11 protein-coding genes are annotated in these 12961 nt (G+C 69.9%); 3 read left to right on the top strand and 8 right to left on the bottom strand.

The features are described 5' to 3' along the window. Positions 1-279 precede the first annotated feature (279 nt). Positions 280-3720: a DUF2961 domain-containing protein gene (locus EV193_RS18760; RefSeq protein ID WP_130345482.1), complete on the top strand. Its 3441-nt coding sequence runs from the start codon at positions 280-282 to the stop codon at positions 3718-3720. A gap of 105 nt (positions 3721-3825) precedes the next feature. Here the strand turns inward: EV193_RS18760 and EV193_RS18755 are convergent, their stop codons facing one another. After that, positions 3826-4815 carry a PA containing protein gene (locus tag EV193_RS18755; RefSeq protein ID WP_130345789.1) on the bottom strand — a complete coding sequence of 330 codons (990 nt, stop codon included), beginning with the start codon at positions 4813-4815 and terminating at the stop codon, positions 3826-3828. A gap of 253 nt (positions 4816-5068) precedes the next feature. Between EV193_RS18755 and EV193_RS18750 the strand changes: the two genes are divergently transcribed. Then, on the top strand, positions 5069-6160 hold the full coding sequence (locus EV193_RS18750) for an adenosine deaminase (RefSeq protein WP_130345481.1): 1092 nt from the start codon (positions 5069-5071) through the stop codon (positions 6158-6160). Between the two features lie 92 nt (positions 6161-6252). On the opposite strand, the gene EV193_RS18745 is transcribed toward EV193_RS18750, so the two are convergent. After that, positions 6253-7563, bottom strand: a complete 1311-nt coding sequence (locus tag EV193_RS18745) for a primosomal protein (RefSeq protein WP_130345480.1) — start codon at positions 7561-7563, stop codon at positions 6253-6255. 92 nt (positions 7564-7655) lie between these two features. Then, positions 7656-8591: a threonine ammonia-lyase gene (locus tag EV193_RS18740; RefSeq protein WP_130345479.1), complete on the bottom strand. Its 936-nt coding sequence runs from the start codon at positions 8589-8591 to the stop codon at positions 7656-7658. A gap of 259 nt (positions 8592-8850) precedes the next feature. Between EV193_RS18740 and EV193_RS18735 the strand changes: the two genes are divergently transcribed. Next, positions 8851-9951, top strand: a complete 1101-nt coding sequence (locus tag EV193_RS18735; protein WP_242613494.1) for a serine hydrolase domain-containing protein — start codon at positions 8851-8853, stop codon at positions 9949-9951. Positions 9952-9954: 3 nt separating this feature from the next. Here EV193_RS18735 and EV193_RS18730 read toward each other — a convergent pair whose 3' ends face one another. The 5 genes from EV193_RS18730 to EV193_RS18710 form a co-directional block, all read right to left on the bottom strand. Then, entirely contained in the window at positions 9955-10479 is a 525-nt protein-coding gene (locus EV193_RS18730) for a YbaB/EbfC family nucleoid-associated protein (protein ID WP_130345477.1), read from the bottom strand. Positions 10480-10529: 50 nt separating this feature from the next. Then, the gene (locus EV193_RS18725; RefSeq protein ID WP_130345476.1) at positions 10530-10937 is read right to left on the bottom strand and encodes a YbaB/EbfC family nucleoid-associated protein; all 408 of its coding nucleotides are present in this window, start codon (positions 10935-10937) and stop codon (positions 10530-10532) included. A gap of 11 nt (positions 10938-10948) precedes the next feature. After that, on the bottom strand, positions 10949-12040 hold the full coding sequence (locus EV193_RS18720; protein ID WP_242613493.1) for a C40 family peptidase: 1092 nt from the start codon (positions 12038-12040) through the stop codon (positions 10949-10951). Positions 12041-12042: 2 nt separating this feature from the next. Continuing rightward, positions 12043-12387, bottom strand: coding sequence for a hypothetical protein (locus tag EV193_RS18715; protein ID WP_130345474.1), 345 nt, complete (start codon positions 12385-12387; stop codon positions 12043-12045). Between the two features lie 101 nt (positions 12388-12488). Then, positions 12489-12896, bottom strand: a complete 408-nt coding sequence (locus tag EV193_RS18710) for a YbaB/EbfC family DNA-binding protein (RefSeq protein WP_130345473.1) — start codon at positions 12894-12896, stop codon at positions 12489-12491. Positions 12897-12961 lie beyond the last annotated feature (65 nt).

The following is a 12961-nucleotide window of genomic DNA, read 5'->3' as shown; positions in this document are numbered from 1 at the left end:
CGTCGGTGATCGTTCGCCCGGAAAAGCCGGCCTGAGTGAAGATCGTCTTTCTCCAAAGGAGTAATCGTTTTCTTGCGTCCAAAACGTCGGTGCACCTGCGTAATCGGACACCTCCAATCGGCCCAAGGAGCCTGTCCGTTACACGGCTGATTGTCTGGATCTATCCAGGCCAGCGACGCGACTGAATGTGCTTGACGCGTGACGCTCGGCTGCTCACACTCTGATCACACGAGTAATCGTTTACCCGTGTGGTCTCGCCATCGAAGTCGAGGTGATCACATGCACCGCCCCCACCGCCGCGCGCTCGCCGTCCTGCTCGCCACCCTGCTTGGCCTGAGCATGGCAGCGATCATGACGACGGTGGGTGCGGCCCCAGCGTCGGCTTCCGCCTCGGCCGAACCGCCGCCGACCTCCAAGGGGCCGGTCGGCTGGGACATGTACCGCAGGCTCGACCAACTGCCGTACCTGTCGGCCGGATCGCAGATTCGCCAGTCGTCCAGCTTCGACCGGGGCGGCGGCAATCCCGAGGACGGCTTCTACGGCGGATACTCCTGCCTGCACGGCTCACCGGCCGGCTGCGTGATCGCCGAGGACGCCGGTGCCGGCGAGATCGGCTCGATCTGGTTCACCCGCATCGGCTCCAACCCCGACCCGATCCCGGACGAGGGCGACGTCCGGCTCACCGGCCGCATCCTGGTCGAGCTGGACGGCCGCCGGGTGATCGACGCCGGCCTGCAGGACGTGGTGAACGGTGCGCTCGGCGCACCGTTCGTCTATCCGCTGGTGGCCAACGCGGACCAGAGCTCCGGCGGCGTGTACATCAAGGTGCCGATGCCGTACCGGTCCTCGATGCGCGTCACCGTGCAGAACAACCCGCTGTTCCATCACGTGAGCTACCGGCACTTCCCGGACGCGGAGGGTGTGCCCACGTTCAACCCCGCCGACCGCGCGGCGGACGTGGTGGACAAGCTGCGTGCGGCCGGCACCCGTGACCCGAAGCCGGACCGCTCGGACGCGGTGACCCAGCCGGCGACCAGCAACCTCGCGTCCGGTCAGAGCACCGACATCGCGCGGCTCACCGGTCCGCGCACGATCACCGGCCTGCGGCTGCGCGTGCCCGACGCGCTGGCCACCGACGACACCCTGGCCGGCCTGCGGCTGCGCATCACCTTCGACGGACAGTCCACAGTGGACTCACCGATCGGCGAGTTCTTCGGCACCGGGCTCGGCGAGTACCCGGTGCGCTCGCTGCTGTTCGCCATGGACCCGGCCGCCGGCGGCTGGTACTCGACGTGGTGGCCGATGCCGTTCCGGGAGGGCGCGACGGTCAGCCTGGTGAACCGGAGCGGCCGCACGCTGTCCGGCGTCGAGTCACAGCTCACCAGCGCACCCGATCCGCAGTGGACCAACGAGCTCGCGCCGGGCGGATCGGCCGGCTACTTCAGCACCGACTCCCGCTCCGGCAACCCGGTGCGCGACGGGGACTGGACCATCGCCGAGCGCAGCGGGCGCGGCAAGCTGGTCGGCGTCACGCAGGCGATGGAGGGGCGGGTGCGCCCCGGCGAGGGCGACCGGCGGCTGTACCTGGAGGGCGACGAGCGGGTCTACGTCGACGGCATGCAGACCCCGCAGGTGCACGGCACCGGCACCGAGGACTTCTACGAGGCCGGGTGGTACTTCCACCGCGGCACGTTCACCAACCCGCTCAACGGCAACCCCGGCCACGAGGTCGCCGCGCGCGGGTGCGCGACCGAGTGCGACTCGCCGTACCGGCTGCTGCTCACCGACGCCGTGCCGTACCACTCGTCGCTGCGATTCGGCATCGAGCACGGCGCCCAGAACGACGTGGACGCGATCTACCGGTCGACCGCGTTTCTCTATACCCAGCAAGGGTTCGGGCATCAGCGGACCGACGTGCTGGACGTCGGGTCGGCGGCCAGCCGCACCCAACACGCGTACGCCGACAGCGGCCAGCAGTTCACCATGGAGGGCGTCTTCGAGGGCGACGAGGACGAGCTGACCGTGCGCGACGACGTGCGCTTCGGCCTCGGCGCGATCGCGTTCGACATGGCCACCAACCCGAACAACGCCGGTGTGGTGCTGCGCCGAATATCCGATCAACGGTTCGGCGGCCAGGCGGCACAAGTGCTGGTGGACGGCACCGCTGTGGGCACCTGGCTGCAGGCGTTCCGCAACGACGTGCAGTACTGGCATGCCGACGACTTCGCGTTGCCCGCCGGGGTCACGGCCGGCAAGTCGCGAGTACGCGTGGAGCTGCGGCCGCTCGGCGGCGCGCCGCACTGGACGGCCTCCTCGTACTGGGCGGACAGCCTGGTGCGCGGGTACACCGACTCGGCGGCACCGGCCGCGCCACCGACACCGGTACAGGTCGGCAACGGCGAGCACGGCGTGCAACTGTCCTGGACCGAGCCTCGCGACGACACCGGGATCGCGTTCTACCGGGTCTACGCGTCCGGCAGGCAGATCGGCACCACACGCGGTACCGGTTTCCAGGACAAGGCGCTGCCCGTCGGCACGGTGCGCCAGTACAGCGTGGTCGCGGTGGATCACCGCGGCGCGTCCAGCCCGGCCAGCGGTGTGGGCACCGGCCGGGTGGGCGCCTCCACCGAGTCCGACCTGAACGGCGACAGGCTCGACGACGCGCTCACCTTCACCCGTGGCGACGCGGCCGATGTGTACGCCTCGTTCTCCGACGGCGGACGGTTCGTGCAGGACGCGTGGCGCTGGCACGAGTTCTTCGGCGGTGGCGGCGAGATCCCGCTCGCCGGCGATTTCAACGGCGACGGAAAGCAGGACGTGGTCACGTTCACCCGCGGCCCCGCGGCCGATGTGTACGTGTCCCTTTCCGACGGTGGACGATTCGTGCAGAGCGCGTGGAAGTGGCACGACTTCTTCGCACTCGGCGCGGAACTGCCCGCGGTCGGCGATTTCAACGGCGACGGTCTGGACGACATCGTGACGTTCACCCGCGGCACGTCGGCGGACGTGTGGGTGGCGCTGTCGCACGGTTCGGGCTTCGGGCCGAGCCGCCGCTGGCACGATTTCTTCGCCATCGAGAACGAGGTGCCGAGGATCGGCGACGTGAACGGCGACGGGCGCGACGACCTGATCACGTTCACCGGCGGCGACCGGGCCGACTCCTATGTGTCGCTGTCCAGCGGCAGCGTTTTCCGGCACGCGATCTGGAAGTGGCACGACCATTTCGCGCTGGGCAACGAGGTCACCGGCACCGGTGATTTCAACGGCGACGGGCGCGACGACATCGTGACGTTCATGCGCGGTGACGTGGCCGACGTGTTCGTGTCGTTGTCCGACGGCGGGCGATTCGTGCAGGACAGCTGGAGATGGAGCGAGCATTTCGCCCTGGGACAGGAGATTCCCGGCATCGGTGATTTCAACGGCGACGGGCGTGACGATCTCGTGGCCTACACCAGAGGTGAGGCGGCGGATGTGTTCGTGTCGTTCTCCGACGGCGGGCGATTCGCGCAGACGAACTGGAAGTGGCACGACCGGTTCGCGCTGTTCCTGGAGTGGCCGCAGCCGAGCCTGATCGGCGGTCTGGGCATCGCCATCGCCCAGACGCCGCCGAGCGTGCCACCCTCGCCGCAGGCGCGCACCTCCGTACCGGTCTACGGCACCGTGCTGGACCGGCTGGGGCTAGGCCGCTACTGCGGCTCGTCCCAGTGCCTGATCCGGTAACCCGCGAGTCCCGCGCCCTGCACCGGCGAGTCCCGCGCTCCGCATCAGTGCGGAGCGCGGGACTCGGGGTGTCCCGGTGAATGTCTCAGCGCGGGACTCGCGAACTCAGGCGATGTCGGCGTCGTCCGTGGAGTTGTTCTTCGTGCCGGCCTTCTTCGTGGTGCGCCGGCGGGTGCCCTGGCGGGGCAGTGTGGTCGGCGGCTGCGGCGCCGGCCCGCCACCGAGCATCAGCTCCGCGAAGGTGGCCATCGCCTCGTCCAGGTGGCCGCCGATGCGGCGCTCGGACTCGGCGTTGCTCTTGCGCACCATCGACTCCACCGACTGCGAGTCGGGCCGCTCGGTCAGGGTGCCCTCGACCTTGGTCAGGCTCTGCTCGATCGAGCCGGACAGGCTGCCCAGCGCCGCGGTGAAGCCGTCCTCGACGGTGTCCAGGCGGCTGGTCATCGAGTCCAGACGCGAGGTCACCTGCTCGAGGCGCTCGGCCAGCCCGTTGAGCCGGTCGCTCGCGTCCACCGTCTCGCGGGTCTCGTTGACCGCGGCGTGCAGCGCGTCCTTGGTGCCGTCCAGGTGCTCGTGCAGCCGGTCGTCCACCTCGTCGATCCGCGCGCGCAGCCCGCCCTCCAGCGCCTCGATGCGCTCGCGGACCGGAACGGTCACCTCGCCGGGAACCATGGCGACGCGGTCGTCCTGCTTGGACAGGTGGCCGTCCAGCTCGTCGAGCCGGCGGTGGATGTTGAGGAGCTTGTCCTCCAGGCCGTCCATCCGGCCCGCGACACCCTCCATCCGGCCGGCGACGCCGTCCAGACGACCGTCGAGCTGGGCGAACGGCGTGGCCAGCTTGTCCACGATGGACTCGACGGCGCGGCCGACGGCGGCGATCGCCGCGTCCTGTGAGTCCAGCTTCGACATCACCGCGTCGACGCGCTCGGCGAGCACGACGACCTCGGCGCGGTCGGACATCTCGGTGAGGCGCTTGCGGATGGTGCCGAGCGTCTCGATGGGGGCCATGCGCGCGTGGATCTCGTCCAGCGCGTCGAAGATCTGCTGTTGCTCGCTTTCACGGATCTCGGCCGCACGCACAAGCATGGTGCGCATCCGGTCGAACGAAACCGTGGCGTTGTTGTTCTCCTGCACGGTGGGTGACCTTTGTCTGGGGAGGGGAGTGGGGCGACGGCGCCGAGCCTAGCCACAGCCGGTCCCCGTCTAAACACCACCCGTAGGTTAGCGGGCCGGTTTTGCGCCCACGATCGGGTGACATGCTTTTGACCTCGGACGTTGGGTCACGACCATGCGGCCGAATGGGGGTCACCGCGTTCCCACCACTTGGCCTACTCGGTAGCGTTGGGCCATGCCAGCCGCACCCGTCACGCCGGACACGATCCGTCGCGCCCCCAAGGTCCTGCTCCACGATCATCTCGACGGCGGGCTGCGACCCGGCACCGTCGTCGAGCTCGCCGAGGCGAGCGGGTACACCGCGCTGCCGACCACCGACGCCGAGCAACTCGGTGCCTGGTTTCGCGAAGCCGCCGACTCCGGCTCGCTGGTCCGCTACCTGGAGACGTTCGCGCACACGTGCGGCGTGATGCAGGACGAGGCGGCGCTGCGCCGGGTGGCCGCCGAGTGTGTCGAGGATCTCGCCGCCGACGGCGTGGTGTACGCCGAGGTGCGCTACGCGCCGGAGCTGTTCACCGAGCGCGGGCTGTCCCTCGACGTGATCGTGCAGGCCGTGCAGGAGGGCTTCGCCGACGGCGAGCGGCGCGCGGCCGGCGCGGGCAGCACGATCAGCGTGAAGACGCTGCTGTGCGCGATGCGGCAGAACGCGCGCTCGCTGGAGATCGCCGAGCTGGCCGTGCGGTACCGGGACAGCGGCGTGGTCGGGTTCGACATCGCCGGCCCGGAGGAGGGCTTCCCGCCCACCCGCAACCTGGACGCGTTCGAGTACCTGCGCCAGCAGAACGCGCACTTCACGATTCACGCCGGTGAGGCGTTCGGGCTGCCGTCGATCTGGGAGGCGATCCAGCACTGCGGCACCGAGCGGCTCGGGCACGGCGTGCGGATCGTGGACGACATCAAGGTCGCCGAGGACGGCACTGTCCACTTGGGACGGTTGGCCGCGTACGTGCGGGACCGCCGGATCCCGCTGGAGATGTGCCCGTCGTCCAACGTGCAGACCGGTGCGGCGCCGTCCATCGCCGAGCACCCGATCGGCCTGCTCACCCGGCTGCGCTTCCGCGTCACGATCAACACCGACAACCGGCTGATGAGCGGCTGCTCGGTGGGCAGCGAGATGGCCGCGCTGATGGACGCGTTCGGCTACGACTGGGCCGACCTGCAGTGGTTCACGATCAACGCGATGAAATCGGCGTTCATCTCCTTCGACGAACGCCTGGCGATCATCAACAACGTGATCAAGCCCGGCTACGCGGCGCTCATCGGCTGACGCTCCCGCGGGATCGAGCCCGCTGAATCTCGGGGGTTCGAGCGTGAATAAGCCCGCTGAATACCTTAGGCTTGCTAAGGATCGGTTCGCTGTCAGTGGGGGCGCAGGCGGTTCTCGAAGGACTCGGACAGCTCGCGCCACGCGGTGACCTCGGCGTCGAACGGCGCGCTCGGTGCGAGCCGGGTCGGGTCCGGGTTCAGCACGAAGGACACCAGCCAGCCGAGGCTCTCCGACTGCCCGAGCGCCTCGGAGACGCTGTCGTCGCCGGCCCAGTCCGCCGCGTCGGTGATCAGCTCGACGGCCAGGTCGAGCTGGGTCGGGTCGATCGCGTCCGGCCCCTCGGCGAGGTCGTCGGCGAGCCCCTGCAGTACGTAGGTGTTGTCCACGTCGACCTCGATGTCCAGGTCGCCGTCGGTGGCCCTGGTGGCGACCTCCGGCCAGGTGGACACCTCGGTCAGGTCGTGGTCGTCCTCGGACTGCGCGAGGTGGTTGGCCAGCGCGCGCGGTGAGGTGAACACGTCGATCTTGCCGTCCGAGCCGAGGAAGATCGGCTCGTCGTCGAGGTAGCAGCGCAGCGAGTAGTACTCGTGCCCACCGGTGATGATCTTGACCGGGTCGATGCCGACCTCGCCCCAGAACCCGACCGGCTCGTCGTCCTCGTCTTCGTCCCCGTCGTCGTCCGCGCTGTCCTCATCGGACTCGTCGGACTTCGCGGCGGCGGTGTCGGTGTCGGCCTCGGTGTCCACCGGGTCGATGTCCTCGACGTCGACGCCCAGCGCGCCGGCCGAGTCCTCGGACTCCTGCTCGAACGCGGCCAGCTCCTCGGCGGCCGCCTCGAGCGCGGTGTCGTCCACGTCCGGAACGGTGACCACGCCGTCGATCGCGTCGAGCACCTCGTCCCAGCGCTCGGCGATCGTCTTGGCCAGGTCGTCCCACAGCTTCTGACCGTCGCGACCGGTGAACGGCAGCGTGCCCTCGGACAGCAGCGCGAACCCGTCGGAGGAGTCGAGCACCTCGTGCACGTCGTCCAGCTCGCACACGTCGGCGAGCGACCGCACGATCGCGGTGATGTCGGCCAGCTCGCCGATCGTCCAGGTGTCCGGGTCCTCGGCGGCCAGCTCCGGCACGCCGACGAGGTCGAACTGGTGCGCCTCGTCGGGCAGCAGCTCGGGCGCCGACAGCGCCGGGACCACCTGCCACGCCGGATGATCGGCCAGGTCGTGCTCGGCCACCGTGCGGGTGAACGCGGCGAGATGCGCGACGTCGGGGAAGGCGTAGAGATCTTCCTCGTGACCGAGGAACGCCTCCCACTCCTCGCCGTCTTCCCGCCACCGAGGTGCCCAGAGGGTCACCAGGTCGCCCTGGGGCAGGCCGAGCTCGATCGGAACGATGTCCTGAGCCATTGCGGAGATCCTCCCGGGTAACGCGTCCCACCGGCGCACGTGGGTGGCGCGCCGACGGCAGGCAGCCTACGTGGTCCGCGTTATGGGAGCGATCACAGGGCTGTGCCGAGATGTTCGGGCCGCAGATTGCTTCCGGTGAGCACCGTCGCCACCGTGTCGCCGGGGATCTCGTGCACGGCCAGCGCGGCCAGCCCGGCGGCCCCCGACGGCTCCAGCAGCACGCCGATCGTGCGGACCGCCAAGGCCATCGCGTCGAACATCTGCTTGTCGTCCACCAGCACCATGTCGTCGACGAGTTTTCCCATACGTGCCACCGAATTCGCCACCGGTGTGCGGATCGCGATGCCCTCCGCGACGGTATCGATCGACTCGGTCGGGCGGGGCTCGCCGGCCCGCCAGCTCCGCTCCATCGCGGGTGCGCCGACCGCGCTGACGCCGACGATCCTGGTGTGCGGCGAGTGCTCCTTCACCCAGCGCGCCACACCGGTGATCAAGGCGCCGTCGCCCACCGGGACGATCACCGTGTCGATCGTGGTGCCGCCGCGCAGCAGCTCGACGCCGATGGTGCCGGCGCCCTCGGAGATCGCCGCCAGATCGCCGTCCTTGACGTACCGCGCGCCGGTCCGCCCGGCGTGCTCGACGGCCCGCTCGCCGGCCGCGTTGCCGTCCACGCCGGCGGGGATCACCTTCGCGCCGAACGCCTCCATCCTGGCCCGCTTGCCGGGGTTGATGTCGTCCGGCACGAACACCTCGACCGGGATGCCCCGCGCGCGGCACGCGTAGGCCATCGCCTGGCCGAAGTTGCCGCTGGACGCGCAGACGACCGGCCGGCTCGGGTCGAACTCGGCGGCGGCGAAGTCCGCGCCGCGGCCCTTGAAGCTGCGCAGCGGGTTGGCCGTCTCCAGCTTCGCCAGCACGCGGCGGCCGAGCGCCTCGGCCAGCGTGTCATCAGTCCACTGTGGACTGTTGAGGAACACCGGGTTCACGGTGGTGGCGGCGCGTTCGATGCGCTCCAGATCGAGGTCCATGGCTTGACGCTAGCCGCGGCGCCGGTCACCGCGATTGAAAGTTTTCCCGCCGCCACGCAACTTTTTCGCGCGGCGACGCGGTGCCTGAGCGCGGGACTCGCCGGTGCGGGGCGCGGGACTCGCGGGCTGCGCAGGCGTGACAACTAATCCGGCGGCGCGTTGACACGATTTCCCGGTCGCCGCCACTCTGCTTCGAGGTGATCTGTCGGGGTCGGAGGTCGGTGTGCTTTCTTCTGCTCGTCGCAGGGTCGTTTCCGCAGTGGCCGTCGCGGCGCTGGTGGCCGGTGCGGCCGTCGCGTCGAACGGTTCGGCCTTCGCCGGTCCGAATGATGACCCGTATCCGGGTGCGGAATGGGAGCGCGGTGACGCCGCCGCGGCCGGGTTCGACCCCGCCAAGCTCGAACAGATCGCCGAGGAGTTGAAGGCGGACAAGTCGAACTGCCTGGCGGTCATCCGGCACGGGCGGCTGGTCGCCGAGTGGTACTGGAACGGCACCGGGCCCGACTCCAAGCAGGAAGTGTGGTCGGTGACCAAGTCGGTCTCGAGCACCCTGGTCGGAATCGCGGCGGCCGAGCAGAAGCTCAGCATCGAGGACAAGGCGTCGAAGTACCTTGCCCCCTGGGTGGGCACGCCCTCGGACGGTGTCACGGTCAAGGACCTGCTGAGCAACGACTCCGGCCGGCATTGGACGGGCGCCCTGGACGACGCCGGGGCGGTCTTCGGGGCGTCGGACCGAACCGGCTACGCCGTCTCGGTACCCCAGGACGTCCCTCCCAACGACGTGTGGGCCTACAACAACACCGCCATCCAGACGCTGGACGACGTGCTGCACGGGGCGACCGGAGAGGAGCCCGTCGACTACGCCCAGAAGAAACTCCTCGAGCCGCTGGGCATGAAGAACTCGACCATGACCAAGGACCAGGCGGGCAACACCAACACGTTCATGGGCGTGCAGTCGACCTGCCAGGACATGGCCCGGTTCGGCTATCTGTTCCTACGCAACGGACACTGGCGCGACACTCAGGTCGTGCCCGAGCAGTGGGTCGCCGAGGCCACCGGAAAGCCCTCCCAGGACATCACCACCGCGTACGGGTACCTCTGGTGGCTCAACCGCCTCGGCCCGGTCGCCGGCGTGACGAAGGCCTGGACTCACGAGGACAGCGCGAACGCGCCGCACACCCAGATCGTTCCGGGGGCGCCGCAGGACATGTACTGGGCCCAGGGGCTCGGCGGTCAGACCGTCCAGGTCGACCCCGGCTCGGGCACCGTGGTCGTCCTGCTCCGCCCGGGAGCCCTGGTGAGCCCGTCCGCCGAGGACAAGACGGCCAGGATCGTCACCGAGGCCCTGGTCCGGCCCTGACGGCTACCGGTCCGACCGGAGCATCGAGGCGTCGAAGGTGTCCAGGTCGTAGTCGTCATCCGCCGCGGACGACGGGGAAACCTGTTGCGTCCCTTGGGATTCGTGCCGGACCCGCTCGTCGCGCCTCGCCTGGAACTCCTCGGCGGTGATGCCGCCCTCGGTCTCCTGGCGAGCCGGCGCGCGCAGCCCCGACAGTTGCTCGATGGCGTAGGTGAGGTTGTCGCCGAGCAGCGGGCCGAGCTTGTTGTACGCGTTCTGCGTGGCGTCCTGGTGGGCCACTCGCGCCACGTCCACGATCAGCTTGGCGAGTGTGTCCGCGCCCCACTTCACCGCGTCGGGGCGCATGTACAGCTTGAGCAGTTTCCCTTGCCCGTCAACGGTGATCTGCACGGTGCCCTGCGGATCGTGCGCGGTGCCGGTGGTGCTCTTGAGCACCGGCTCCACCTGGGCCAGCGCGTCGCGCCGGGCGTCCATGTCGGCGATGAGCTGGTCGGTACTGCGCTCCAGCGGCTCCCGCTCGATCACCATCCTCTGCCCCGCCCCCGCCCTCTCATCGAAAGGGCTTCGCCCTGCTGTGTTCATCGGATGCGACCCCCAAAGGGATTGGAGCTGTAGTCCGGATCGAAGTCCTCTTCGTCGTCCTCGTACGGCACGTAGCCGAGCGACTCGATCTCGCGGACCGCCTCCGGGCTCATCGTCGGCGCGAGCGCCTTGTGCAGCGCGCCGCCGGCCCGCTTGGTCGCCTTGTCGACCAGCGCGGTGATGTTGCGCGCCAACGAGTCCGAGCCCTGGGCCAGTGCGGCGGGGGACAGGCGCAGGTCGGACAGTAGCCCGCCCGGCTCCACCTCGACCGTGATCGTGCCGTCCGGCGAGGACGCCGTGCCGGACAGCTTGCCGAGCGACGCGACCCGCTGCTCGGCGCGCTCGCCCGCGCGGGCCATCCGCTCGTCAAGCGCCGCGATCTCGCGCTCGATGTCGATCTCCACGTGTTCCTCCGTCAGCCAGTGGGGCGGTAGAAGCCCACGAAAGGCATACCAGAGTTCGTCGTGCGCAGCGGCCCGGTCTGCACCGGGTCGCCCGCTTCGACGATCTGCCCGTTGCCGATGTACATGGCCACATGGCCTTCCCAGCACACCAGATCGCCGGGCAGCAGGGAATCCGCGTTCGGCACCTCCGCGCCGATGTCCTGCTCGCGCGAGGTGCGCGGGAGGTCCATGCCGCCCTCGCCGTAGGCGTACTGGGTCAGACCGCTGCAGTCCAGACCCTGACCGGGAGAGGTGCCGCCCCACACGTACGGCACGCCGAGCTGGGTGAGCGCCGCGCGCACCGCCTTCGCGGCCGTCTCGTTCGGCGCCTCGACCGTGCTGCCGTCCGGAAGGTTGACCTTCACGCCGGTGCCGGGCTGCATCGGGATCGCCGCCGGCAGGCGCTTCTTGGACGCCGCGCCGCCTCCGCCCCCGCTGCTGCCACCGCTCCGGCCGCCCCCGCCGCCCTGGGTGTACGCGGACGGCGTGCGGGTACCGCCGCCACCGCTCTTGGGCCGGTTGCCGCCGGCACCGTTGATCTTGTCGACGACGCCGGTGAGCTGGCCCTGCACGTCCTTGAGGTTGATCTTGACCTGGCCGTTGAAGTCGTCGGCCAGCTTGGCCAGGTCGGACAGCTTCGCGGCGGCGTCGGCGTGCTTGCCCGCCGCGCGCAGGCCGGCCGCCGCCTCCATGATCGGCGCCGCCCGGTTCATGAAGTCGTGGATCGCCTGCTGGTTGGTGTTCTGGCCGACCTGCAGGATGCCCGACGCTTCCTGGACCGCGCTCTGCACCTGCGTGCTGTACGTGCTGATGTCGCGGAACTGGCCGCCCTGCGACTGCTGGTCGCCGACGGCCCGGTCGGCGCCCTGGCCCTGCCAGTTGGCGTTGACGTTCTGGTTGTTGGTGTTGACCACCTGTTGCGTGCCGTCGAGGCGGGTCACCACGTTGCCGTGCGCGTCCTTGACGGCGTTGATGCCACCGTTGTCGGTGCGCAGGTGGGTCTGGGCGGTGGCGCCCGGCTCCACGAGCGGCGCGAGCACCGGTCCTGCGTTGGGCGGTGCCACGCTCATTCCTCCCTGGCGGCGCGGCGCAGCGCCTGGCGGCCCTGGTCCTCGCGGTCGGTGTAGTTCACGCCGGTGTTGTGCACGGCCTGCGCGATGTTGTCCATGTTCGTGGACAGGCCGGCGAGGTCGTCGCGCTGGCGCTGGTTGGCGTCCCGCAGCGCCGAGGACAGGCCGACCTCGCTGCCGATCTTGGAGAACGCGTAGTCGTCGAAATCGGCTCCGGTCATCCCGGCCGCGCCGCGCACCTCGTCGGAGACGGGGTTGGTGCGCCTGGCGTAGTCGGTGAGCGCATCGGTGTCGACGTCGTAGCCTTGGTTGCTCGGCCGCCGATGATGCGGATCGTTCATGTGTCCCTCCCTGACCCGGGTGTGACGTACACCGGCCCCCATCGGATCCCCACGCGCCGGTACAAGATTAGAACAACGCGGGTCACACCGTGGGAAAACGGTTACACCTTGTCAGGGGGAATGATCGGCGACCGGTAGTCGTCTCCGGCGTCGCCGTCGTCCTCGTCGTAGCGGACGTAGCCGAGCGACGCCAGCTCGCCGAGCGCGCCGGCGGGCAGCGCGGGGGCGAGCGCGCGGTACACGGCGTCACCGGCACGCCTGGTCGCCCGTTCGACGAGCTTGCTGATGTTGCGCGCCAGCTCGGTGGAGCCGCCCGCCAGTGCCGCTTCGGTGAGCGTGATCCCGGTGATCAGGCCGCCGGGCGCCACGGTCACCGAGATCGTGCCGTCGGGCGACTTGGCCGAGCCGGCGAGCGGGCCGGCCTGATCCATGCGTTCCCGCACGGTGTCGGTGACCCGCTCGACCCGTTCGGCGACCGCGGCGCTCTCCCGCGTGATGTCGATCTCCATGGCCGGCTACGCCGTGTCCGACAGCTCGGGCAAAATCCGCCGGCGTTCGGGGTTCTCGGACATGG

Origin of the sequence: Herbihabitans rhizosphaerae (assembly GCF_004216555.1) — a bacterium.
In the GTDB taxonomy this organism is placed as follows: domain Bacteria; phylum Actinomycetota; class Actinomycetes; order Mycobacteriales; family Pseudonocardiaceae; genus Herbihabitans; species Herbihabitans rhizosphaerae.
The sequence above is the reverse complement of the archived record's forward strand: the minus strand, read 5'-3'. Positions and strand labels throughout refer to the sequence as shown.

Coding starts and splice junctions, on each gene's coding strand:
- EV193_RS18760 (WP_130345482.1), top strand. CDS start 280: ATGCACCGCCCCCACCGCCGCGCGCTCGCCGTCCTGCTCGCCACCCTG.
- EV193_RS18755 (WP_130345789.1), bottom strand. CDS start 4,815: ATGCGCACCATGCTTGTGCGTGCGGCCGAGATCCGTGAAAGCGAGCAA.
- EV193_RS18750 (WP_130345481.1), top strand. CDS start 5,069: ATGCCAGCCGCACCCGTCACGCCGGACACGATCCGTCGCGCCCCCAAG.
- EV193_RS18745 (WP_130345480.1), bottom strand. CDS start 7,563: ATGGCTCAGGACATCGTTCCGATCGAGCTCGGCCTGCCCCAGGGCGAC.
- EV193_RS18740 (WP_130345479.1), bottom strand. CDS start 8,591: ATGGACCTCGATCTGGAGCGCATCGAACGCGCCGCCACCACCGTGAAC.
- EV193_RS18730 (WP_130345477.1), bottom strand. CDS start 10,479: ATGGTGATCGAGCGGGAGCCGCTGGAGCGCAGTACCGACCAGCTCATC.
- EV193_RS18715 (WP_130345474.1), bottom strand. CDS start 12,387: ATGAACGATCCGCATCATCGGCGGCCGAGCAACCAAGGCTACGACGTC.
- EV193_RS18710 (WP_130345473.1), bottom strand. CDS start 12,896: ATGGAGATCGACATCACGCGGGAGAGCGCCGCGGTCGCCGAACGGGTC.